At 39.9% G+C, this 22297-nt stretch carries 24 protein-coding genes; 23 read left to right on the forward strand and 1 reads right to left on the reverse strand.

Features of this window, described 5'->3' with window-relative positions; all coding sequences use genetic code 11:
- Nucleotides 1-22: 22 nt before the first annotated feature.
- The gene (locus DVA44_RS24410) at nt 23-895 is read right to left on the reverse strand and encodes a hypothetical protein (protein WP_000771834.1); all 873 of its coding nucleotides are present in this window, start codon (nt 893-895) and stop codon (nt 23-25) included.
- A 179-nt stretch (nt 896-1074) separates the two neighbouring features.
- Here DVA44_RS24410 and trhI point away from each other — a divergent pair, with 179 nt between their 5' ends.
- The 23 genes from trhI to DVA44_RS24520 all read left to right on the forward strand — a co-directional run bounded on the left by trhI (nt 1075) and on the right by DVA44_RS24520 (nt 22290).
- Nucleotides 1075-2859, forward strand: a complete 1785-nt coding sequence (gene trhI, locus DVA44_RS24415) for an IncHI-type conjugal transfer helicase TrhI (protein ID WP_000517885.1) — start codon at nt 1075-1077, stop codon at nt 2857-2859.
- Nucleotides 2860-3253: 394 nt separating this feature from the next.
- Nucleotides 3254-4126, forward strand: a complete 873-nt coding sequence (locus DVA44_RS24420) for a hypothetical protein (protein ID WP_000041927.1) — start codon at nt 3254-3256, stop codon at nt 4124-4126.
- A 57-nt stretch (nt 4127-4183) separates the two neighbouring features.
- The gene (locus DVA44_RS24425) at nt 4184-4561 is read left to right on the forward strand and encodes a hypothetical protein (protein ID WP_000120822.1); all 378 of its coding nucleotides are present in this window, start codon (nt 4184-4186) and stop codon (nt 4559-4561) included.
- A gap of 60 nt (nt 4562-4621) precedes the next feature.
- Nucleotides 4622-5599 carry a hypothetical protein gene (locus DVA44_RS24430; protein WP_000810361.1) on the forward strand — a complete coding sequence of 326 codons (978 nt, stop codon included), beginning with the start codon at nt 4622-4624 and terminating at the stop codon, nt 5597-5599.
- Between the two features lie 57 nt (nt 5600-5656).
- Complete coding sequence (locus tag DVA44_RS24435; protein WP_000063335.1) at nt 5657-6715, forward strand: AAA family ATPase; 1059 nt, start codon at nt 5657-5659, stop codon at nt 6713-6715.
- 131 nt (nt 6716-6846) lie between these two features.
- Nucleotides 6847-7020 carry a hypothetical protein gene (locus DVA44_RS25770; RefSeq protein WP_001176645.1) on the forward strand — a complete coding sequence of 58 codons (174 nt, stop codon included), beginning with the start codon at nt 6847-6849 and terminating at the stop codon, nt 7018-7020.
- Between the two features lie 63 nt (nt 7021-7083).
- Nucleotides 7084-8211 (forward strand): DUF3150 domain-containing protein, encoded by a 1128-nt coding sequence (locus DVA44_RS24440; RefSeq protein ID WP_000174396.1) that lies wholly within the window; start codon nt 7084-7086, stop codon nt 8209-8211.
- Between the two features lie 77 nt (nt 8212-8288).
- Entirely contained in the window at nt 8289-10295 is a 2007-nt protein-coding gene (locus tag DVA44_RS24445) for a VWA domain-containing protein (RefSeq protein WP_000762700.1), read from the forward strand.
- 72 nt (nt 10296-10367) lie between these two features.
- Entirely contained in the window at nt 10368-10589 is a 222-nt protein-coding gene (locus tag DVA44_RS24450; RefSeq protein ID WP_000192120.1) for a hypothetical protein, read from the forward strand.
- Between the two features lie 113 nt (nt 10590-10702).
- Nucleotides 10703-11935 (forward strand): toprim domain-containing protein, encoded by a 1233-nt coding sequence (locus DVA44_RS24455; RefSeq protein ID WP_000220379.1) that lies wholly within the window; start codon nt 10703-10705, stop codon nt 11933-11935.
- 269 nt (nt 11936-12204) lie between these two features.
- Nucleotides 12205-12726 carry a hypothetical protein gene (locus tag DVA44_RS24460; protein ID WP_001011130.1) on the forward strand — a complete coding sequence of 174 codons (522 nt, stop codon included), beginning with the start codon at nt 12205-12207 and terminating at the stop codon, nt 12724-12726.
- 78 nt (nt 12727-12804) lie between these two features.
- Nucleotides 12805-13683: a hypothetical protein gene (locus DVA44_RS24465; protein ID WP_000762003.1), complete on the forward strand. Its 879-nt coding sequence runs from the start codon at nt 12805-12807 to the stop codon at nt 13681-13683.
- Between the two features lie 69 nt (nt 13684-13752).
- Nucleotides 13753-14688 (forward strand): hypothetical protein, encoded by a 936-nt coding sequence (locus DVA44_RS24470; RefSeq protein WP_000691119.1) that lies wholly within the window; start codon nt 13753-13755, stop codon nt 14686-14688.
- Nucleotides 14689-14756: 68 nt separating this feature from the next.
- Nucleotides 14757-15677, forward strand: coding sequence for a hypothetical protein (locus tag DVA44_RS24475; protein WP_000991697.1), 921 nt, complete (start codon nt 14757-14759; stop codon nt 15675-15677).
- 66 nt (nt 15678-15743) lie between these two features.
- On the forward strand, nt 15744-16682 hold the full coding sequence (locus DVA44_RS24480) for a hypothetical protein (protein WP_000472041.1): 939 nt from the start codon (nt 15744-15746) through the stop codon (nt 16680-16682).
- A gap of 171 nt (nt 16683-16853) precedes the next feature.
- Entirely contained in the window at nt 16854-17810 is a 957-nt protein-coding gene (locus DVA44_RS24485) for a hypothetical protein (RefSeq protein ID WP_000149830.1), read from the forward strand.
- Nucleotides 17811-18073: 263 nt separating this feature from the next.
- Nucleotides 18074-18349 (forward strand): hypothetical protein, encoded by a 276-nt coding sequence (locus DVA44_RS24490; protein WP_001004201.1) that lies wholly within the window; start codon nt 18074-18076, stop codon nt 18347-18349.
- A gap of 44 nt (nt 18350-18393) precedes the next feature.
- Nucleotides 18394-18984: a hypothetical protein gene (locus DVA44_RS24495; protein ID WP_000578891.1), complete on the forward strand. Its 591-nt coding sequence runs from the start codon at nt 18394-18396 to the stop codon at nt 18982-18984.
- 7 nt (nt 18985-18991) lie between these two features.
- Nucleotides 18992-19249, forward strand: coding sequence for a hypothetical protein (locus tag DVA44_RS24500; protein WP_001371933.1), 258 nt, complete (start codon nt 18992-18994; stop codon nt 19247-19249).
- Nucleotides 19250-19322: 73 nt separating this feature from the next.
- Complete coding sequence (locus DVA44_RS24505; protein ID WP_000107167.1) at nt 19323-19859, forward strand: hypothetical protein; 537 nt, start codon at nt 19323-19325, stop codon at nt 19857-19859.
- Between the two features lie 16 nt (nt 19860-19875).
- On the forward strand, nt 19876-20322 hold the full coding sequence (locus DVA44_RS24510) for a hypothetical protein (protein ID WP_000549069.1): 447 nt from the start codon (nt 19876-19878) through the stop codon (nt 20320-20322).
- Between the two features lie 90 nt (nt 20323-20412).
- Nucleotides 20413-21375 (forward strand): DNA replication terminus site-binding protein, encoded by a 963-nt coding sequence (locus DVA44_RS24515; RefSeq protein ID WP_000119428.1) that lies wholly within the window; start codon nt 20413-20415, stop codon nt 21373-21375.
- A gap of 9 nt (nt 21376-21384) precedes the next feature.
- A complete protein-coding gene (locus DVA44_RS24520; protein ID WP_001198595.1) occupies nt 21385-22290 on the forward strand; it encodes a hypothetical protein in 906 nt (301 codons plus the stop codon).
- Nucleotides 22291-22297: the final 7 nt, after the last annotated feature.

Raw genomic sequence — 22297 nt, forward strand, 5'->3', positions numbered from 1 at the left:
GGCCGTTAGGCCCCTTTTTTAATTACTTGGCTTTCAATGTTTTTTCTGGGAAGCCTTTTTTACCGTATTCACCGGTAAAGAGGTAATAATCTTTTCCGTTGATGGAGGCTGCAACACCCCCTGGAGTTGTTGTATTTGGGCTATCAGAACGGAAAATGATACCCGAAAAATCAGCGCTTGTTTCGTTTCCTTTAAATGGGATGAACACATAACGAATTACAGCGTAATCACCAGCGGGAAGGTTTAGCTCAGGAATTTCGGTTCCTGTTGCGGGGCGAATCGCCTGAAAGCTGTACATTGAATCTGTAGGGAAAACATCAGCATCAGGCTTAGAGGGCAGATCACAGGTACTCCATTTATTGACGACTGCCATATCAATTTTACATGTGGCCAGAGCTGCTTTCTGTTTTTCAGGGTTGTATCCAAATGAGGCCTGAGTTGCTTTTGTATGCTCAAAAACATACTTAGCTCCCTCACGTACCAAACTTTCATCATTGTAAGGCAATTTTTTTGGATTGGGGACGAACACTAGGTATTGATTGACCTGGATGTATTCGGCGTCAGAAGAACTGTACAAAGAGCTGAGGCTCATGATCCCAAAACCTTTTAGACCGCCTGTTACGTAGCCCATCGAACTATTGATGAGATACTTAGAAAGAAAGTTGTCGGCATCCCCTCCAGGAGTAACCTCTTGCTCCTTAAAATTAACGTCGAAACCAGCAAACGAATAGGCATTCTTGGCGACAGAATCATTTGCATTAGCATGCCAGTACTGGCCGTGACTGTACGCATTCAGAGCGGTGCCTGGCGTAGTGCCGGTGTCACCGGCACAACCCGATAGGGAAAAACCAATGACGACAGAAGAGACCAGAGATACTAAACGTAAAAGTTTCATTTAAAGCCCTTTTTGTAATGTCTTTTGGAGATGGAACCATTATTCCATAGTCACGCGTTTCACAAACAACCTGATTGCATAAAAAAGGAAAAAAAGTGATTTCCAGTAGAACCAGCAGTACACAAGAAAAGCGCTTTTATAAAAATGTATAATTATTAAAACGAAGTAATGAGGTTGAAATGGGTAAGCCAACAGAAGAGCAAAGACCTGTTATCGAGAATGCTAGCGCAAACAATATGGTGATAGCAGCGCCTGGATCAGGCAAATCGTTCACCATGATAGAAGCGGTTATATCGATTCTCAAAAAGTATCCATATGCAAGAATCGGGATGGTGACCTTTACTCGCGCTGCAACAAACGCACTTGCAGCAAAGTTACAAAAGCGATTGAGCAAGAAGGATCTTGACCGGGTGCTGGTGGATACTTTTCACGGACTCGTTAAGAAGCAACTGGACATGATTCGCTGGCCGGGAAAGATGTTGATAGGGCCAGCACAGAGATCTGTCATTCACCGGGCTTTGAAAGAATCCGGTGTAACGATGAAGTTTGCTGAAGCTGAATTCGTTATTGATGCTATCGGCAGAGAAATGGATACGGATGTGATTTCAGTTCGGCATAACAGACAACAGATCCATTTGTTTAATACCTATCAGGCGTTATGCCAGAAAGACCATGTGGCGGACCTCAATGCTCTTTCAAAATTTGTTGTCGGTCAAATGCATTCGGGAAAAATGCGCACGTTAGATTTGACACATTTGATAGTAGACGAAGTTCAGGATACTGACTCTATACAATTCTCATGGATAGCATTGCATACAAGAGCTGGAGTCTATACGAGTATAGTTGGAGACGATGATCAGGCCATCTACTCCTTCAGATCCTCAGGAGGAGTCAAAATATTTCAACAGTTTGAAAAACACTTCAGACCTAACATATTTTACTTAAACACATGCTTTAGGTGTGAACCTGAAATTTTAGAGGTGGCCGGAGCACTGATAGGAAAGAATGTTTACCGTTATGCCAAAGAGTTACGCTCGGCAAAAAAGGGAGGGGGAAAGGTCACTTTTCGTTCATATGTAGATATGGAGGAACAGATACAGGGTATTTTAAGCCTTATAAATCAGGATCCACATGGATGGGCAATTCTAAGCCGCAATAATGCTCACTTGGATGAGCTAGAAAGTTTGATCGAACAGCCAGTAATTCGTTACGGAGGTAAATCATTCTGGGATGAAAAAGAAACAAGCGATGTGTTAAGCCTTATGGCCTTTTTCCGACAATCAAATGATCCTCGCTTAATGAAGAGAGTATTGGCATTGTTTGGAGAACAGGAATCAGTTTTGGATGAAGTGGCATTGAGTATGAGAGGAAGAAAAGTTACTTTTGGCGACCTTGCCATCCCGGAGGACAGTTCTCTCGAAACAAAAACATTACATTCAAACTTCGTGCGCTTTACCCAGGAAAGTTCTGATAAAGTTGAGATAGCAAAACGTTTCGCCAACCTTACGAAATGGATGGAATCGTCGTCAATCAAGATGAGGAGTAATAAAGGTACAGCAACCTTAACAAAAATTGCTTTAGACACTTGTAAACAGTGGGCAGAAAAGACTGGTTGGATGAATATGATAAATCGTGCTGCTGCAATGTCATTAGGCCCTAGGAAGAAGGACGAGGAATACAGCCCAGAGAAAGTAGTCCTATCAACCTTGCATGGTTCAAAGGGTCTTGAGTGGAATAAAGTAATAATAATGAGTTGTAATGCGGATCAGATACCAAGTAAAAGATCAGTTGGGGAGGAGGCAATAGAAGAAGAAAGACGTTTGCTTTATGTTGGATTTACGCGTGCAGAAAAGCAACTTTTTGTAATGTGGTATGGTGATCCTTCTTTCTTTTTAAGAGAATGCAGTGAAGAAAAGATAAAAGAAGCAGCTAATATTCGAATTTCTCCACTTTATACAGAATAATTCGATATGGGCATTTACTTATGCTTAAAGCTATAGTATAAAAACAATGAGCTTAAATATCAGCTCCCAAATTTGAGTAACTTTGCTTAAAGTTACTTTCGCGTTAAGCGTTGATTTAGCCGTGAAAAGCGGCCAGCTTAAACAAGCTGTAAGACACCACCGGCAAAATGTCACCTTTGTCGCTGGTGCACTTCCCATGCCTGCAAAAGGCAATCTGAATTTACCAAACCGTAACTAATTTAGCTCCTCCTGGGGCTATTTTTGTTGCGTACTTCTAATGCCAGATAGTATAAATCAGGCGGTTCATAGCTTACGGGAGATGAATGACAGGCTTTGCCTTCGTGTTGAAACAAAAATTTGTTTCTTCCTTCTTACTATATATAGGTGACCCCAAATGTCTAAAAATAAAGCTCGCAGTAAAGCCCTTCATCAAACCTTTAGTGAAATTATTCCAGAGATGGATAAGGCGCTAAACAAACAGCTCTTAGAAGTTCTGATGAAATATACAGAACGTGATAATGAACTGATTGTTATTTTGAATGAGGACGGCCCAAATATCATTGAACTTAAGTCTCTTAAGCCTGTGTCTTTGTTGGCCGAAAAGCTTTCTGCTTATTCAAGCTATTATCATGTGGATGTTGTGGAGCTCGTGGTCAAGAAAATTGATTTCGAAGGAGCTTATAAGCTTCTTAAAGCTTCCCCAGATGTACCACTTTTTAAAAGCTTAACTGAACTGGATAAATATCTTGTTGAGGAGTTTGAAAAATACGGATTAAATTCATTTCTTGACGTGGATAATCTGGATTACTCACTTGAAAAAGCCAGTGAACTCAAAAATGAGCAGTTAATAAATTGGGTTTCGGACATCATTTGCAAACGTGAAAAATTAACTTTACGTAAGCGTTTTGATGTCGCAGTAAAGGCCCACTACGAAAATGTAGAAAAAATGTATGATACCATTCGTCCGTTAATGAAAAAACTGGGTTTCCCAGAAGATCTCATGACGCACACCTTTAGTGAGTTAAGCGTTTTTGAAACTAAAGGATGGGACCATGCAATAAAATCGAAAATTGAGACTCTCGCTAAGCGTGAAACTCAATATTTAGATGATGCGGCTAAAGCAGAGAATCGACGTCTTGTAACAGAGAAGTTGGAGAACTCTTTAGCGATTGCACCAACTAAACCAACAAGAAATTGGTTACATATTGCCGGAATTGCCTGTTTGGTAGTCTGCACGTTCATGTATGTAACTAATAAATTTATTTAATCCTGTTAAGGGGGAACCCTAACGGGGCTTCTCTTTGAACAAATCGAGGAGCGGAAAATGTCATATCTTGAATATATCAATGAAGTAAAAGTGTCCGGGATAGTTATCAGTGCTGTGGAGAAAAAAATGACTGACCAGAGTATAGGTTTGTTAATAAAGCTCAAAAATAGGATGAAGACAGAAGTTGATGGTGAAATCACTGAGAGAGAATTTTCAGTTCAAATCAAGGTGTCGCCTGAAATGTATTCAACCTGTTTCACTGGTATAAATCAGGGTGATGAGTTGATGGTCTCCGGTTATATTGTTGTCGATACTATTATGATTGAAGGGAGAGAACATCCTCTTGACTACATGAGAGTGGTAGCAACAAGTAAGTTGGCTCACATACCTAAACCTCTAAAAGGTTTTGGACAAAGTAGCTTTAATCAGATCTGACATTAAACCCACCCTAAAGGGGAGAAATCCCTTCATGGGATTTCTCCTTTTGGAGTCCCCATGAAACAAAAATTTAGGGCTACTGCAATAAGTAGTAATCAACTTAGTTTTTTTTCTATATTCGATATAGATGAAGATGAAATAACGCAAATAGTTGATTCACCCAAAGAGCATTTAAATGATGCATACACGTCCGGATTAAACTTTAAATCAGATGAAAGTAACATTTCTGAGATAAATTATGATTCTGAAAGGCGTGAAAATCACCTTTATGAAAAATCCAAATTACTTAAAAATCAGATTTTGCATACAATTAATTTTGCAGCAGAAACAGATTATCTATATTCGGTTGAAGAATATAACCCAGATTTGGGTGGTCTGGTAATAGAATGGACCCCTGAGGATGTGTATGTTGTTTTTCTATCCGCTATGGAAGAGTCTTTGGAAATCATTAAAGAACTAGTGTTGAGGAGAAAGTTATTCTTCAAAGATGACAATGGTAATATCACAGTGAATCCACTTTTAGAAGCTGAAACACGGTGGTATATGTCAAAATCATTTGAATACACTTGTTTATCTCATGGACTTGATGCATGTGAATTTAGAGCGGAATTAAAATCATGGCTCTATTATCATTCGCATCGTTCGATTAGTGAAAACACGAAATTAGCTGAATGCAGGAATGATGATGAAATCATTTTGCATGATTGCAATGACGATATGGGCTGGGACATCTTCTTTGATCAGGATTATTTAATGTCAGAAAAAAAACTGGCTGTTAAATGGACTGACAGGGAAATTATGGATGTTTACATAAAAGCTTTTAAATCCACATTAGAGTTGTTTGACGAGCTTGTTTCATGTGATCTGTTAACTAAACGAAACGCTTTTGGCAAGTTAGAAATAAATCCAATATTCGAAAATCATTTTGAATGGATCATGTCTGAAGCTTTTGAAATAGTGGGAAATCATCTTGGTTATAATGTGCCTCAAATCAGGAAACTGATGGCAACTATTTGCCAAATGAATCTCAAATAAAATGCCACTGGCAAACATCTGCCAGAGGGCGGTGTTTGCATTTTACCGGAGTTAAAAATGTCTAATGCCGCTATGAAGTTAAATGAAACATCTTCTGATGCTTATGAAAAATTAGAAGCTCTTCTTTCCCCGGATGTTATAAAGTTAAAACATTATGTGGATAAAGGTGAGTATCTTTTAGTTCTAGCAAAGGACCTTTTTGGTATTCCAGAAATGGATCCAAAGATGGCTGTGCCTGTTTTCAAAACTAAAACCTCGTATCGAGCTCCGCTGAACAAAGACTACATACCAAATCCCCGAATACTTGAACAAGTGGTTAAACTGCTTATCAGTCCGGATATAGATTTAAGTGTGTGTCTTAAAGGTGAGTCCGGTTCTGGCAAGACTGAAATGGTAATGTACATTAGCCACATGATGAATTGGCCGCTGACAATTAAGCAGATCAACAGCAATATTCGAGTTGATGAGCTTGAAGGTGAGCGCAGTCTTAATGGTGGTAATACAGGTTTTGTACACAGCGATTTGGTAACGGGATTTCGTAATGGTCACCTCATTCTTCTGGATGAAGTGGACAAAATCGATCCTGATACGGCAGCAAAACTTCACATGCCCATTGAACGTAAGCCCTGGTCACTCAGTGCTAATGGTGGTGAGGTTATAACTGCTAATGGCTACACGCGATTTATTGGTACTGCAAACACAAACATGAGTGGAGGCGCTCGCCGGTTCGTTTCTTCTCAACGTCAAGATGCAGCTTTTATAAAGCGGTTCTTGATAGTTGAAATGGAGAAGCCCGACAAAGTTGCTTTAACCAATGTGCTTACTAAACGATATAGCTCTTTGCCTTTTCAGGTCATTGAGAAGTTCGTAAGAGTAGCGATTGCAGTAAATGACTCTGGTACAGAAGACAGTGTGATGGATATTCGTCAATTAGTAGCTTGGGTTGGCACGTCGATGACGTTAAAAACCTTTAGTCTTCTTGACACTTTCAAAATAGCTTTTGCTTCTGCTTTACCTTTACATGTGGTCGATCTTGTTCTTCAAGCTATAGATCTTTCTCTTGGCGAAGACAAGGATAAATCGTTGGAGTATTTCACAGCAAAAAAGTCGAGTTAGATGGGATTTGTTATGAAACCTCTGATATTTGTATCTCAGAGTTATCCCATCTTGAATTTAGTGCGTTTTTAAGTACGGATGGTGCTGCTACCATTGCTATAGCAAAAAACGGAACTAATTTTACTGGACTTATGCAACTGAATAACGACTATTCTTTATTGTTTTATCATGATGGTAAAATAAATATGGAAGGTCTAATTAAAGAAATGGAATTAAAAGGTTATATGTATCAGGGAGCAATGGGCAATGATGATGTTGCCGCTGAGTTTCCCGGTATTCTTTTAATTGCACCAGAGAAGCTTTAATATCAACCCTATCGGGAAATCTTTCCCGTTGGGGAGGGTTTCCCCTTTTTTTTGGAGAAACCCATGACTTTAAATACTTCAATGCTTAACAAAGTATCTGCAAAACAAATCTCTGAGAATTTTGCAAAATCATATCCAGATTTACTGGAAGGTGCAGTTATAACAAAAATTGAAATAAGTGGCTGTCAAGGATCGCGTCGAACCGATAAAATCGATTTGTCTTATGATGGAGATGATATTACGGATCAAAAAAGCGTATCTAAAAGCGAAGTACGTTGGATTGACATAAAAGCCCTTAGCTTCAAAAGTACGATTACCAGCAGAATATCAACCCTTTGCTCACGCTTGTGCATCCGCTATAGCAATATGTGGATTTTACCAGTTTCCAGTATGGAAGAGTTTCTGGAAGGGGCCCAAGAGATTGAACGAGAGTTTCAGGCAGGTATTCAAAACGTTGTAGACAATTATGAGATGCATATTGAGGCTGAAAAAAATAGAAGCCCAAGAATGTCTTCTTTGATTGATCAGTTGAAATTAACTAAAGATGATTTCATAAAATCCTTTAGATTTAATATTGCTCACTTTATTCCTTTTACGCCTATTAGCGTTGAAGGTGATGAAACCCAGGACTACTATCAGGAACAATTGATAACAGATCTGGCAGAAGAAGCAATGAGGGTTTATGAAAAAATTAGTAAAAATAATAATTTGCGCTCAAGTACTATTGACCGACTGAAGCAAATGCAAAATAAGATCATTAGCTTCATGTTTATACATAAAGAGGCGGCAGTACTTGCAGAAGCTATAAAACACATAATGAATAATTTACCTAAAGGTGCCATTTCTGAACCTCGCGACGTTGCGGTGTTACAGCAGTGGTTTTATTTCATGAGTGATGCTTCAATGTTAAAGCGTATTATTTCAGGAGAGCAAAAGGTTACTGACTGGTTGGAATCTATTACCAGATCATTTAATCAAAGCTCACAAACAGAACCGAACGCGCTACAGAACACAGGTATTGAAGCTATTTTAGATTCAACAAATGTGTTTCAGGTTGAACCTGTCGTAGAGAACGATATAAAAAACAGCACGTTTTCAAACACTGATTCTGTAGCTGAACCTGAGAAATCAGTTTCGCAACAGGAAGACAATGCTGAAAATGGTTTTGATATCGAGCTCAAAGGCTGGTAACTGTTTGCTTTATTAAAAACCCCAGATGGGTACTTCACCATCTGGGTGAGTACCCCTTTTTTATAAAGAGGTATTCTATGAAATTAGATCTTAAATCATCGCCGCGCCATATTAAGCGTTTACAGAATATAGCAAAAGTCATTAGCGGCTTAGGCGATGTAAGAGTTGTAATAGACGACAATACCAAAGGACCGTATTTTGATCCTGTCAATAAAGTTTGTGTTTTACCAAACGGCGATTATAGCGATGATGACTTTGTCAGTCTGATTGAAGGTTTTACCTGTCATGAAGCTGGTCATGGTCGCTATACCGTCAGTGAGGTTTACAGTGACGCCTTTAATAGTGTTCTCATGTCATCTGAAGGGTTTACACGCTTCGATGACGGAATGAATGCAGAGTTTGAGAGCCTCGCTGAGAAACGTAAAGCTTATAGCAGGGCAAAACGTCTTACCGGGCTTATAAATCTGTTCGATGATGTACAGATGGAAGAGAAGGTTGGTAACGATTATCCGGATGCAAAGCGGCGGCTTGCAGCCACTTACGCACTGATGGTTAAAGCCGGAAGGATGACTCCTGATATATCTTCTCGTCCGGAAAATCCTGTCCTATTTATTGAGTGGTATCTGCTTAACTCATTGCGAGTAAAAGTCCTTCAGCAGGTAGGTCACAAAGAAACCCTCGATCCGTTTTTTGACTATGCCCAAAAGATACTTTCTCCAGTAATTTCTGATGTTGAGGAAATTTTTCATGATGCTCTTGGTTGTGAAAATACTCAGGGCTGTGAATCCCTTGCTCGTAAGACCCTGGCTCTTTTAGAGAGACTGCGGGATGAGGCAAAGGAACAACAGCAGCAGACAGAGCAGGAGGAGCAGGAGGCATATGATGAATCCGAGACCGATACCGATACCGAATCAGAAGATAAATCGCTTACGTCGACTGATAGTCGTGAGGATGATTCTGAGGACGATAGTGAAGGTCAGGCAGATACTTCCGATAACGCTGATCTTGCTCAAGAGGGATGTTCTGAGCCTTCAGAACTTGCTGAAGATAACGAGGGAAATAATGAACCCACCGGTGGCAATCCCACGGGTGATAACATTATTGAAGACGATACTGATGCGATTAACCCTTCCGAGAGTGAATCAGATGAAGCCAGTTCGACTAACGTTGAAGATGAAAGTAACTTTTCATCGGCTCAATGGGAGATACTGGCAGATTTGTTGGATGCCTTTCTTAGCAGTGATGAGGATAGCGAAGATTATCACGATGCTTTGGCTAAAGAGATTGAAGGTATTGCATCAAAAGTATCCGATGACGTGAAAGCCGAATTCGGTGCTTCTGAATGGGATATCCCTGATCTCCTTATCGATTTGAATGTTTACAATGAGGCTTTGTCTCTGAGTCATTCAATCGGTAGCGACTTGTCTGTTTTACAGCAGGTTAAAATGCGTGGCCGAAACAAAACTCATGAGCGTGGAATTACCTTCGATGGAAATCGATTAATTCTGTCACAAATGGGAGTTCGTGATGTCTTCAGAGCTCAAAGCGAATCTAAAAATAGAGGGCATGTTGGCCTCGTATTAGTTCGTGATATTTCAGCGTCAATGGCTAATGATGAAAGATATATTCATGCCATTAAGTCAGATCTTGCTTTATCGATGGCCGCTGAAAGTTTGTCAAAAATGCATGTCTCCAATATAGTTTTTCCCTTCAAGGAAAGTGAATTTGAGATTATCAAAACGTTTGATCAAAGCGTTGAGGAATCTCTATCGAAATTCACTCTTGGATGTAAGGGTTATTATACCCCTACGGGATCTGCTTTAATGGCAGCTGTTGATCTGTTACTTGACAGCCAATTCGATAGGAAAATAATTTTTCTTATAACTGATGGTTATCCGAATAAATCGGAATTTACTATCGTCGAAGTTATGGAAAAGGCTAAATGTAATGGAATAGAAATCGTTGGTGTTGGTATTAAGACTGATGAAATAATTGGTTTTGAAACGGACACTTTCGTAACAGTTGATGATACTTCTTTATTGTCTATTGAAGTCAGTAAGCTAGTTCATCAAATACTTTCTTAATAAACTCTACCCAATCGGGGCAAAAAGGCCCCGGTGGGTCTTTTTGCTCCATGAAGGAATAAGGAGCAAAATATGACTCAGATAAAAACTTACCGTGTAGAACATGAAAAAGTCGGTGCGATGCATAAAGTCCGTATTTTCGGACGTGTTGGTGAAGTTATAAGCAATGATAGCCCTCAGGAAAGAATCTTCCGCGAAGTCACTATAGCGGAGGGTAATAGCCAGCAGGCTGCGTTACTTGTAGATAACTACATACAGCGTCTTGAGAATAATGGCTTCACGACTGAAGCATAAATGTTGAGGGCCCCCGGGCCCTCTTTCTTAAATTCTGCGTTGTGGGTTTCTCCCTGTCTTCTGCACCGCAGAAGGCATTGAGAAACTCACAATGCCAGATAAGAGAGATCATCATGACTTATGCATCCCCGGCTCTTCGTCGTAAACCACAGGAAGTATCTGAACACTTTATTAAACTCGTTCATGCTCGAATTGCTGAAGTGTCTGGCTGGAAGTATATATTCGAAAGAATACCTGCTTTCAAAGACGCTTGTGCAAAAGCCCCGAGCCAGGTTCCTTGCCCGTTTACTGGCGCAGGGAAATCGAAGTTTCGTTTCCGGCAAAAAGACCTTTATACCGGATGTGCGATCCATAATGACTTTCCGGTAAATGAGTTTTGCGACGGAATTGATGTTCTGGCGAAATATTATGAATTAAGTAAAACGCAGACTTGCAAAAAGATTCTCTCAGATTTTTTCGGGATGGATCTGCATGCTCCGTTAACTGACGCCGACATTGAAAATGAACGACGCTATAAATCAGCAGTTCGTGCCACAGAAACTCTTGACCGAGAGGAAGTGGCAAAGCGAATGCGAAAACTTGATGTGATGTATCACTATACCGGTGAAATAAAGCCTAATACTCCTGTTGCTTTGTACCTCCGTAATCGTGGGATCTCCCGCTTACTGAGTCACTTACCAAAGGATTTAGGCTTTAATAACCGGATCTACTATTGGGATAAAGATAAGCAGAAATCGATTATCTATCCGGGAATGATTGCAATCTATCGTGACACCCGAGGTCGGCCTCTGACTATCCATAGAACATACGTAGACAAAAACGGTGATAAGGCACCTGTAGAAAATCCAAAGCTGATGATGAAGCCTCCTGCCGATATGACAGGTGGCTCAATTCAGTTGTTTGACCCTCACTATGATTCAGGTAGTTCGACCTGGACACTGGGAGTGGCTGAAGGGATCGAGAATGCGCTTTCTGTTGTAGAAGCGACTTCAACACCATGCTGGGCAGCCAGCTCCGCATGGTGCCTTGAAAACGTTACTGTTCCTGATTTTTTACTGCCTCCGCCGGATGTAAAATATATAAACTTTTATATCTGGGCGGATAAGGATATTGCTAACTCACAAGGCACTCGTGCCGGTATCGAAGCTGCTCAGCGACTTCAAAGCCGCATGGTTGAGTTTTTGGCTAAACGATATCCCGCATCAAAGCTGACAATTGAAGTCTTCGAACCAGCACAAGATATTCCTGATGGGAAAAAGGGTATCGACTGGAACGATGTTCTCCAGTTAACAGGGCAGGATGGATTCCCGATTCACTGGGCTCCTGAATGTCTTAATCAGCTGTAACAACGATAACTCCCCCGCATTTTGCGGGGGGGGTTATCTTATCAATATTATTTTTTAAATTGTATTGATAAGATAACCGCTTTCCTTCGTGATAATTACCTGCCTTTAAGGTCTTTTCACGGCTGAGATGCTTGCTCAGTTAAATAAATGTGCGGTACTACTGGCTATGGTCGGTTGTATGACATGGTTATTCCATAAACTATTAAAACCCATAACGGGAGTATTACCGTTATGGTGATGCTCGTCGTTTTACATCGGAGAGCATTTTAATGAATTTTCAAACTAACGAAGTTTTTAATAAATTTGCTGCTGTTATAAAATCGCGCATCGTCAATGAACCATCGTCATGCTATTTGCTGCATGATAATGAGATAGATATAACGATTTTGAAACATGGCATATTAGAAAATGACAGAAACCTGTTGTACGTAGTTCGTCCTTCAGGAACGTGTTTGTTGCGTTGTGACAAATATTTCTATCCGAAATATTATCTTCGTTGCCGTGGAGATTATAAGTCATTCATATATGTCCATCTTGATCTACATAGTGGTGAAGCTAAAGAAATCACATGGGAGCAAGCAGACGATATGCTGTCTAGTCCAGGAAAACCCCCATTAAAAGGAAATCTTGGACGATTTGAGTATATAAAAGTTGTGGTTGAGGACCTTCGTATTCGAGGTTACGCTGATTATCTTCCTGCGTATAATCTTGATGACCTTCGCCGTTTTGCCTTACAGGACGACCGCCCATCCCTTGTCAGATACATTGACAATGTAATGGCAACGGTCTGATTGGTTGCTAATTGATTTACATATTTTCCCTGATGGCCAACCTGCATCAGGGAGGCCTCAATAACGACTGGAGGCTGTATGAAGTTAGCTACGGACCTGGTAAAAGCTATTTTGATTAGAAATGGTGTTGAACCAGTAAATATAAGCGAATCATCTAAATTATCTTTGAAACAACCACTGACAGAACTTAAATTCAGTTTATATTTGCGAACTGAGCATTTATCTCACTTCCTACCCGGTTATGTTTATTCTATAAAAGAATGTCCACTGTCATATGACATCGGGATCGAAATTCAGAAAATCTTCGAAAGTTTACATTTGTTAAACGAAGAATTTGAATCCCTCGGTTTTGTTTCTGTATGGATAGAAATGCATCAAAGCATTTTTGAACAAAGTCGGTTTAAGAAAAGTAACTTTACTTTTCGGGAGGAAGAGGTCGAGCTTGCTAAAGGGCTTGTTTGTTCTCACAATTCACAAATAAGTAATGCGGCTTATTTCTGGCTTCAGCACTTTGAGGAGTTTATGATTTATGTTCGTAATAAGCTTATCGACCTCTTTCGAGAGGCCTATGACCTGATCCTTGGAATGCAGCAAGTATTTTTCATTCGGGAAAAGGAAGAGCTGTTGAAAACTATAAGTTATGGGGATGACCTGTATGAGGTGAAATTAATGGCGGCTGAGCTTTACTCTATCGAACAGAACTTAAAGTGTTCTGAATCGATAAGTACAAAATCTCAAGCTTCGGCATATATTAACCGCATCCGTGAGTTTGTGCGTTCGGGGTGGAGGCAGGGCTATATAGTCTGCCATCATAAGCGAAGTAATCAAATCTCATCATTGTCATTACCGATGTACTTGAAAGATACGTCAGGCCGAAGTGCTCGAAAGCGAGTAAAACGTCTTATATCTTCTACAGTTTGTGGTAGAAATAAAGATTTAGGTCTTACAGATTTTTAATTAAATTATACCCATGTGGGGATCACACCCCATATGGGAGTGATCCCTTTTTTATTGAGAGAGGATCACATGAAAATTATCGAAAAAATCATTAATGCCTTTTTGGTTGTTCAACATAAAAAAATACAGGTTAAAAACATTACATTTTTAGACAATGGGCAGGGCATGTTCTCTGGTATGTCTTTTGATGCTGATGTTTCACTGGAGTTTATGTATGAATCAGCAAAAGCATATAGTTCTTGTTTCTGTGATATTCCCTTTCCAGGTTTTGAAGATGCAAATCTGGAGGAAATTACGAAATTTCAATTAGATGCTTTGAAGCAAAGAAAGAATCATTCTTTCATTGTTAACCATTTGAGGTTTCCTATAGTTTTAAGGGAAGGGTGCAAAATCGAAAGAGGAGAAGTCTATTCAATTTCGAATTGCACTTATAATAAAGAAAGATTGCAGTATCTTTTTTCTCAGGATATTTACGGTAAGTTGTATAATTCCTTAGAGAAAGAATTAAGCTCGTTTTTCTCATTTATCAATGTTGAGGTGCACGAGTTGTTAAAAGATGCTGTATGCTTTGCATTAAAAATCCTGAATAAGATATCTTTGGATACACCTGAAAGACTTATTAAAGCTTTTAATTATCGTGACTGGTATTGTAGTTACGATGTTGAGCTTTTTAGGAAAGGCTTACCTGGTCATATTCTGGAAGAGCTCATTGCTCCAGATATCTTACTTTCAGACCTTAACGGTTGTAGAAAAATACTTAGAAATGCAAAACGATTTCTAAATGGACATACAAAAACCAATTGTGTTTATATTAAATATGAATGGTGGTTGGGGCCTGTGGATACCTCACACTCAGCTAAGTTGATGTCTGACAAAGAAATTAACAACCGAAGTGACTTGAAGAATTTTTCAAAGGTCTTTTTCAAAGAGTGTTTAAGTTCTGGTAAGTCGGAATATGAAAACCATCTTAGTGAAAAAGAACATGCGCTTCGCTACAATTATTAATTAAAATTATTTTCTCCCATAGGGATTTCTCCCTTTGGGAGAAATCCCTCTATTAAGAGGGTATTTAAATGAATGCGATACAAAAGTTAGTTGAATCTATTCTTGTTAAAATGGGTTTTGTTGGCGCTGTAGTGGAAAATATATATTTGGATTCAAAACCATTTCGGCATATTCGATTTGTGGCTGATATTCCAGTAATATCTTTTCTACCTCATTTGGTGAAATATCTTAAGGGCGCAGACCATCTTTACTGTGGTAACGATGATTTGCATCCTCTTTTCATTTATTTTTCCGAAGCGGCTACATTAAAAGCAGGCCCTGTAAATCTCGCGAACTTTCGTTTTGAAGTTTCTATAGCTTCAACTCATTTACGACTGGTCTCAGAGCAGCCTGATTTGCTTATCAAAGGATTTAACCGGGATAATCTAGAATACGTTTATTACCGCTCAGATTTGGCCTCTAAGGATCTTATACTAGGCCTTGTTGAACACGGTTCTCCTTTCATAAAACATCTACATGGACTTATACAAAAGCGAATTTTAAACGAGTTCTCTCTGATTTTTTCTGTTCTTGAAAAGATTTTAGAAAGCGCGAAGCCACAAATTCTTGCTTGCTTCCATAGTGTTGATTATGAAATGAACGTAAAAATAATAGCCGAAGCTATACCTGAAACTGTATCTAATCAGATAGTCACATCTGATTATATAGTTAATTCTATATCAGATGCGGACAAGTTTATAAATCATGTTCGTCGCTATTTAGCAGGCAGGGTAATGAAGAGGCGGATATACGCTGAATTAGATGTTTGTGAAGAAACATCAAATATTTCACTAGTGAACTTAGGATGCTTTACGTCTCCTCTGCTCGTTACGGAATATCAAATGTTTAAGCCACACTCTTCAGGGTTATATCGAAAAGCTATAAACAACTCCTTAAAACAGTTCAAACCAGAAATGCATGTACCTTCTGAAGAACTCTTTTATAATTAATCTAACCCATCCGGGAACTTGCTTCCCGGTGGGAAGCACTTCCTTTTTAGTCATGAGGTAGTGTAAATGTTTAAAGAATCTGACCACGTGGAATTTGTTAGTGCCTTTCTTTATCAAAATTTAGGCCTTAATGTTCCCGCTGACGATATAACCGTTCAATTATCTGATACTTCGTTCGACAAAGTAACCTTTGATTACGATGTAGATATCGATAATTTAAATTGTATGTTGGATCTCTACATATCTGAACTAATAAAGCACAACGCATCTTACTCCGATTCTATTCTTTTGAAACAAAAAATAATTTATTTTCTTGGAGTATTTAAGAATTTCGGATTTTTTACGTTTGATATTCGCGGATATAGTAATACTTTAAGCCCAGTTAAAGTTATTGATATTGTTTCAATGATTATTAATGACTGTGAAGAGTTATCTAAAGCTAATTCTTCTACTGATGCTATAAGAAATCTTTATCTCGATAAAATGAAGGTGGATGGGAAAGTGTTAGTTGCGAAATTTGCACTTAAACAGTTTTTTCATTCCGACTTTGGTGACTTTATCTCATTTGTCGAGAAAAGAATTACAGATTGTCTTAATGAAACTTTAAGGATTATCAAAGCTGTTGAACATGGCTTTGTACGTGTTGGGCAGCATAAGATTAATCGCCGTATTAATGATGACTTAAAGTTATGCATTGATTTCAATACTGATGATTATCCGGCAAATATGCCAGATATATATATTAAGTTTAACGATACATTTGATGGGAACGGGGCGTTATATTGTGACAATGATGCCCTCATATCCCTCTATACCGATGTTGCTTCAATTATCAATGTGCCGGTGATGATGGAAGTAAGATTGATCAATAAAAGAGGGCGTGTTGTCTGTGATTCTTCGCATTCAACTTACGTATCTCTCGAAAGTAATGACCGATACAGAGTAACTGATCGCACATTACTAATAACTGAAGCTTTTGACGATTTTCGTAACGCGTCTCAATGATCCTTTTGCTTCAGTCCAAAAAAGTAACTTTGGTTGGCTGAAGACACTTGTCTATGACAATGTAAAATCTGTCGCTGGCATCTTCTTTTAGCTTAACCAAACTTTTATCTAACCCAGTGGGGAAGTCGCTTCCCTTCTGGGGCACTTCCTCTCAAATTTGAGGTAGTGTATATGACACATTCATCTGATGATAAAAACTATGTCCGAGCAGTTCTGAGCTATCTTGGCATAGATTTTGATGAGGCGGATATAGTATTAAGTGTTTGCCATTGTCAAAGTGACGAGCTTTCTTTTACCTGTAATATCAAAGCTATTGAACTCAAGAATGCTGTTGATTTATATGTCGATAGTATCTCTGAGAATGAAATAGAAGCTTTAAACAGAGAATCTTTAAAATCTCGACTCTGTTACTTTCTTGAGGTGTTTGACGCAGTCTCTGGTCAGTACCTTGAGATTTCAGGAAAACACTTTGCAACTAGCCGTTTTGAATATGATGATGTTTGTAGTGAAGTTCTTAGCATGTCTAATGATGTTTCTCAGTCGAAAGGTTATGACCGGGATGAATATAACAGACTGATGCAGGTTGATGGTCAGGTTATGATTGCCCGTTTTGCTTTGCAACAGTTCTGGGATACTCATTTTATTGGACTAATAACATTTGTATCTGAGTCTATAACATCGAGCCTCTATAAAGCTTATGAAACTTTTAGTGATATAAGTTTGGCTTGCTATAAACTGAGTGAATATTCTTATTCACGCTCTATCAACAGTGAATTGACCCTTAATATTTCACTTAAAGAAAATGACTTCTGTGAGGACCTATCTGATTGCTATATGGAAGATGAGGCTTTACCTTCTGGTAGGGTAATTTCTCGACGCAACAATGACTCCATAATAAGTATTTATGAGAGCTATGCTGCGGCTTCTTATATTCCGATGATTGCATCTTTGGAAGTCGTTGATGAATACGGCGAAGTGGTTACTGACCTCTGCCATACCGTTTATGTTTCAGAGTTAACCGGTGGGCGGATTAAAATCCACGACCGTAATGACTTAGTATCTGAAGTTTTCGATAACCTAAGAAATTTAAATCTTGCAGTTGGAGATTCAGTTTCACAAGCTGCTTGATTCTTTCCCTGATTTTGATTTTTTCTCACATACTCTTATGGCACGGTTTCCGTGCCTTTTTTTTGCCTCGCTTACAAGCGTCTACTCCTCTTCTACCTATCCCACCTTACATCACCACTTAAAATCTATCTTTCTAATTCCATTATCCTTTTCGTAGCCTCTAATGCTCTGGTATGAACATACTCTTTAAACTCAAAAAAGTGCTATTAACGAAAAAAAATCCCTAAAGAGATTTGTATACTGTTCTCAACCAAGGAGAGCTCATGAATGAACTAAAATCCAAAAACGAGAACAGTACCAAAAGCAACTTTCCCCCGGTTGATAATCAGTTTTGCTTTTACCATGTTGATTTCAGCATAGAACGACTACTTTCAACGGCCGAGGATCTCCAGCTTGAGTACATCTTCCAGAAACCTGGAAGTGAAGTAAGAAAGGATTTGGTTGAGCGATTCGAACGTGGAGAGCGCTTTGTTACAGCTTCACACTGTGACAATTTCTGTGAAATCCTTGGTTGTCAAGGCCATCAGGAAAATGCATAAACCCATAAACCTACATTTCCACTTTTAAGGATGTTCACTAAAGAATGATTGGAGAAAGTATTTTTGACTGGGTAATTTACGGAATATCCATTTTGATATTTGCCTCAGCACTAATTGAAGGAAAGACAACTCGCTACCCAGCACTTTTTTTCTATGGGAGTTTAATTTTAATGTTAATCCTGATAGTTGCTGGAGGCCTTAACTGGTGGTTCTACAGGTCAAAATATGGCGCAGTAATCGTTATCTTCACAGTGGTCTCTTTACTGATGACTCGATTCCGCCTGGTCATATATAAATTAAGATTAAGAAAGTTAGTTTCAGAAATCAGATTTCGTATAAAAACGGGTTTTCGTATAATTCTTGTTTTGTCGGATAATGAGGATGAGCGTAATGTTCTGCTGTCTATGCTTAGCAACGTATTGCCAGAGCAAACGCTTATTCACACGCGTGATGCTCTCGGACCTCATTCAGAGCCTATCCTAAAAGCTCTTGAGCTACATCATCAACAGGGAACAGGTTACATACTCGTCTGTGAACAACAAATCTCAGCGCGTACGTGGTTGAGTATCGTAGAAAATGGGAAACCTGATACATCTATAGCTGTTAATTTTCATTCGATCCCAGAAATGGAGTGATTTTTCAATGAGTAGAACCGTTTCACAAAGTGTCACAGAAGATTGTCTTTTTGATACCCGCACACAAGTCAGATTACAACTAAGTCGAAGCGTTCATAAAACGCTGGCATCTGCTAAAGAAATTTTACAGGGAAGGGGGGTTGATTCGGTCTCTATTGAAGATCTTGTGCGAGCCTGTCTTGAAGAGAACCAGCCAATTGATCTAGCCTCACTTTACCTTGAAAATCTCTTAAAACAGAAAGGTACCAGCATTTGCGATTTTTAGTGTTTTCAAACCTATTAGATAAAATGCCGGTTGTGTTTATATAACATCAATAATTTCATGCAACAGGTAAAACATGAGTACTCAAAAGCAACTTTCCAGAACTACCGGCACTGAACGTATGTTTAAGGAAGAGCTGGCGTTATCCTTAATTTGTTGGGTTTTCACCAGTCCTTTTACCAACTGGACCGATAAAGTCTTCAGTGGTATTGAAGTTCCGTCTGAAGGACCGTCATCATTACGGGGTGAGACAGAAAAATTCTTTCGTTTTGTCGTTAATGAAGAAGGCTACGACGCAGGAAGGGCTGCTATTGGTCTTGACCTATGTTGTTTTTCACTTCCGTTGTGTTTGTTCCCGGACGCTGCCCTGTCTGAGGAAGAGGTTATGAGTAAGTTAACCGGAGAAGTTATCCATGGAATTCTTCTTTCCTTACCTGAGTTTATTGATATGCCAGAAGTGCTCGCTTACCAGGTCAGGGATGAAATTCTTGCTTTTAACACTCGCTGTGGAGACGGGATCTTTCATGGTTGGAACACGGCTTCAGAATTGTGGAAGTTTGAAATCTTTCCCCGCACCACCATCATGATGCAGCATACTTCGGCAATACATTAAAATTAGGCGGGGCAGAATGCATAAAAAACTTTTTCTTCTCGAATGGAAACCCTGTCAGAGCCGCGTATGGGCCGGTTGGATGGCCCTGTGGTTGACTATCAGTTTTCTGATGTTATCTGCCTTGCTTATGACAGATCATCTCCTGAACAAAGTCATCCTGCCGCCAACATGGTTGTTGATCTGGTTTTCGCCAATGCTGGGGTTTTTGATAAAAGTTCGCGTCGTCGAAACTCAACATTTCCTGGAGCATGACCTCTGTGTTGCAGGTTTCTCTTTTTACCGCTGGAAGAGGTTAGTTTCTCCCGGGCTTTGGTCAGTTGACTGTATAAATGGTCGTTTTCGCCTCAATCGGATCACCCAGGTGGGTAAGACTATCCACTATCCATGGCGTCTCCATTATCATCCTTTGTTCATGAGCCCTATCGAACATAAATCGCATGCTGTGAAAGCTGTTTCAAAATGACTTCTTTAGAGGTTTACATGACATTTATGTTCTGCAAGGTCAGCCTGGGCAGCAAAATTGATTGGAAATAACATGAGCCTGGAGAAACGTATGAGTTATGACGATTTGCCCTATTTTCGTGACCAGATTCTGGAACGCATCGACTCGCTCAAGTGTTTTCTTTCGAACACCCCCCCGATGATGGCAAACCTGATGACTGTCTCCACCGTATCTAGAACAGAAGAGCGCTTGAAGCAGGTTAAACCCATCAGGGTTAGTATTAAAGACGATGCTTCGGTTGAGGAAATTATTCAGGCACTTACTGACATCTGTGTGGATGACATAGAGTCATTAAGTCATGATTCCACCAAAGTAACCACTAAATACCCGGGTCTAATCATTGTCCCCGAAAGAGCAGATCTTCTCGAAAGCTTGATCACTTCTATAAACGAAGCAAAAAATGATTTTGCTGCGGCAATGAGGCGTATCGATAATAAAAAGAATGTCCGTTTTGATAAAGTGCACAAGAAGCTCCCGGGCCTTGTCGCTATGCACTCAACAAGAAATATCCTTTTCATCAAGTCCCAGCTTAAAAAAGTTACTTTTTCATGGCGGCTAAACCGAAACCAGGAAGTTAAAACAGCAGAGCAACTTGTGAGTTTGTTGGAGCGCAGGAGAGCCTCAGAAGTAAAAAATGTAGCAACTACCAATTTGAATGTCGTGTCTAATATCGATAAGGCTTTACACCGTCTTGAATTTCACCCACTGAAGCAGGGCGAATCTTATCGCCTTTGTCGAACTAACTCTTTCCCTGTTCCGATTGCTCACATTTTTGCATTTAGGCCTGAAGGGCAGGAACGAAACGGGAATAAATATGCTGAGACTGATTATTCAGTAGTAAAAGCATCCTTGCCCATTTTCGCAGCAGGCAACATACCTCAATTAAAAACGCTCTCTGACTGGGCTCCTGAAAACAGCCAGGGTCCGTCCAACCAACGGAAGCTGAGCCTGAAATATACAGAACTCGTGCCGGGGGCTGAGCTGGGCATTTTCATTGTCAGCCCCGAAAATTAAGGAACAACAATGCAATGGATTTCCACAGCCAGCCAGAAAATCGATGAGCGTCTCTATCGTGTCTGCGTCTGGGTAAAAAAATATCACGCTGATGCGATTAACCGCGTTGTGCTAACCGTTGATCTAAGTAAAGCCCGACATGACCCTGACGAGGACCAGGTAAGAGCAGAGCTGCTGTGCGGCCATTATTTTTTGCTTCGTAAGGAAAACGCTTCGAACTCTGCGCCTGACGATCAAAAGTTTGCTTTCCTGCCTGACGGGCGCAATCTGTGTTGGCAGACCGCAACCCCGGTGCTTCAGCATCTCCTACTCAATAAAAACGTTCCTGAGTCGCTGAGGTTGCTTACGGACTACATACATATGCGTCTGGCCAGGCTGACAATGGTACCTATGTCCGGAACCATCATGAACGAGGCTCTGCTGGACAGCATCAGCTGGGTTAAGGTGGATTTGACCTACTTCTGGCAGTACGAACAGCTCAGCTCTCATCTGGGACCCATCCAGATAACCCACAAGGCACTTGTACGCTTCGGGCACCTGGCAAAGAATGATGAAAACTCCAGTGCCATAAGAATTCTGCGTCAGCGTCTGTCTTCAGAATTCTTACAAGAATTTCAGATGGCTGAGGATGAGCTAAAGCGCAAACAGTCGTTGATGGGCACCATGGACGTGAAAATGCTGTTTCATGCTCATTACCCCAGCCAGAAGATGCTGGTGGCTCGATATAAAAATGGTTGGGTAATGGTGGATTGTTTTCTGTTTCACCATACCAAACCTAAGAAAAAAGCAAAAAACAAAACTACTGTGGCTAAGCCTCAACTTAAACAGACTAAAAGAGAAGGGAGTGAAAATGGAACTGGGCATTATGGTGTGCATCGTGTTGTTACTCTCAGTGGCGGCGGCGTGGATCAGTAATAAGACA

Source organism: Leclercia sp. W17 (genome assembly GCF_003336325.1).
Lineage (GTDB): Bacteria > Pseudomonadota > Gammaproteobacteria > Enterobacterales > Enterobacteriaceae > Enterobacter.

Coding starts and splice junctions, on each gene's coding strand:
- DVA44_RS24410 (WP_000771834.1), bottom strand. CDS start 895: ATGAAACTTTTACGTTTAGTATCTCTGGTCTCTTCTGTCGTCATTGGT.
- trhI (WP_000517885.1), top strand. CDS start 1,075: ATGGGTAAGCCAACAGAAGAGCAAAGACCTGTTATCGAGAATGCTAGC.
- DVA44_RS24420 (WP_000041927.1), top strand. CDS start 3,254: ATGTCTAAAAATAAAGCTCGCAGTAAAGCCCTTCATCAAACCTTTAGT.
- DVA44_RS24425 (WP_000120822.1), top strand. CDS start 4,184: ATGTCATATCTTGAATATATCAATGAAGTAAAAGTGTCCGGGATAGTT.
- DVA44_RS24430 (WP_000810361.1), top strand. CDS start 4,622: ATGAAACAAAAATTTAGGGCTACTGCAATAAGTAGTAATCAACTTAGT.
- DVA44_RS24435 (WP_000063335.1), top strand. CDS start 5,657: ATGTCTAATGCCGCTATGAAGTTAAATGAAACATCTTCTGATGCTTAT.
- DVA44_RS25770 (WP_001176645.1), top strand. CDS start 6,847: ATGCAACTGAATAACGACTATTCTTTATTGTTTTATCATGATGGTAAA.
- DVA44_RS24440 (WP_000174396.1), top strand. CDS start 7,084: ATGACTTTAAATACTTCAATGCTTAACAAAGTATCTGCAAAACAAATC.
- DVA44_RS24445 (WP_000762700.1), top strand. CDS start 8,289: ATGAAATTAGATCTTAAATCATCGCCGCGCCATATTAAGCGTTTACAG.
- DVA44_RS24450 (WP_000192120.1), top strand. CDS start 10,368: ATGACTCAGATAAAAACTTACCGTGTAGAACATGAAAAAGTCGGTGCG.
- DVA44_RS24455 (WP_000220379.1), top strand. CDS start 10,703: ATGACTTATGCATCCCCGGCTCTTCGTCGTAAACCACAGGAAGTATCT.
- DVA44_RS24460 (WP_001011130.1), top strand. CDS start 12,205: ATGAATTTTCAAACTAACGAAGTTTTTAATAAATTTGCTGCTGTTATA.
- DVA44_RS24465 (WP_000762003.1), top strand. CDS start 12,805: ATGAAGTTAGCTACGGACCTGGTAAAAGCTATTTTGATTAGAAATGGT.
- DVA44_RS24470 (WP_000691119.1), top strand. CDS start 13,753: ATGAAAATTATCGAAAAAATCATTAATGCCTTTTTGGTTGTTCAACAT.
- DVA44_RS24475 (WP_000991697.1), top strand. CDS start 14,757: ATGAATGCGATACAAAAGTTAGTTGAATCTATTCTTGTTAAAATGGGT.
- DVA44_RS24480 (WP_000472041.1), top strand. CDS start 15,744: ATGTTTAAAGAATCTGACCACGTGGAATTTGTTAGTGCCTTTCTTTAT.
- DVA44_RS24485 (WP_000149830.1), top strand. CDS start 16,854: ATGACACATTCATCTGATGATAAAAACTATGTCCGAGCAGTTCTGAGC.
- DVA44_RS24490 (WP_001004201.1), top strand. CDS start 18,074: ATGAATGAACTAAAATCCAAAAACGAGAACAGTACCAAAAGCAACTTT.
- DVA44_RS24495 (WP_000578891.1), top strand. CDS start 18,394: ATGATTGGAGAAAGTATTTTTGACTGGGTAATTTACGGAATATCCATT.
- DVA44_RS24500 (WP_001371933.1), top strand. CDS start 18,992: ATGAGTAGAACCGTTTCACAAAGTGTCACAGAAGATTGTCTTTTTGAT.
- DVA44_RS24505 (WP_000107167.1), top strand. CDS start 19,323: ATGAGTACTCAAAAGCAACTTTCCAGAACTACCGGCACTGAACGTATG.
- DVA44_RS24510 (WP_000549069.1), top strand. CDS start 19,876: ATGCATAAAAAACTTTTTCTTCTCGAATGGAAACCCTGTCAGAGCCGC.
- DVA44_RS24515 (WP_000119428.1), top strand. CDS start 20,413: ATGAGTTATGACGATTTGCCCTATTTTCGTGACCAGATTCTGGAACGC.
- DVA44_RS24520 (WP_001198595.1), top strand. CDS start 21,385: ATGCAATGGATTTCCACAGCCAGCCAGAAAATCGATGAGCGTCTCTAT.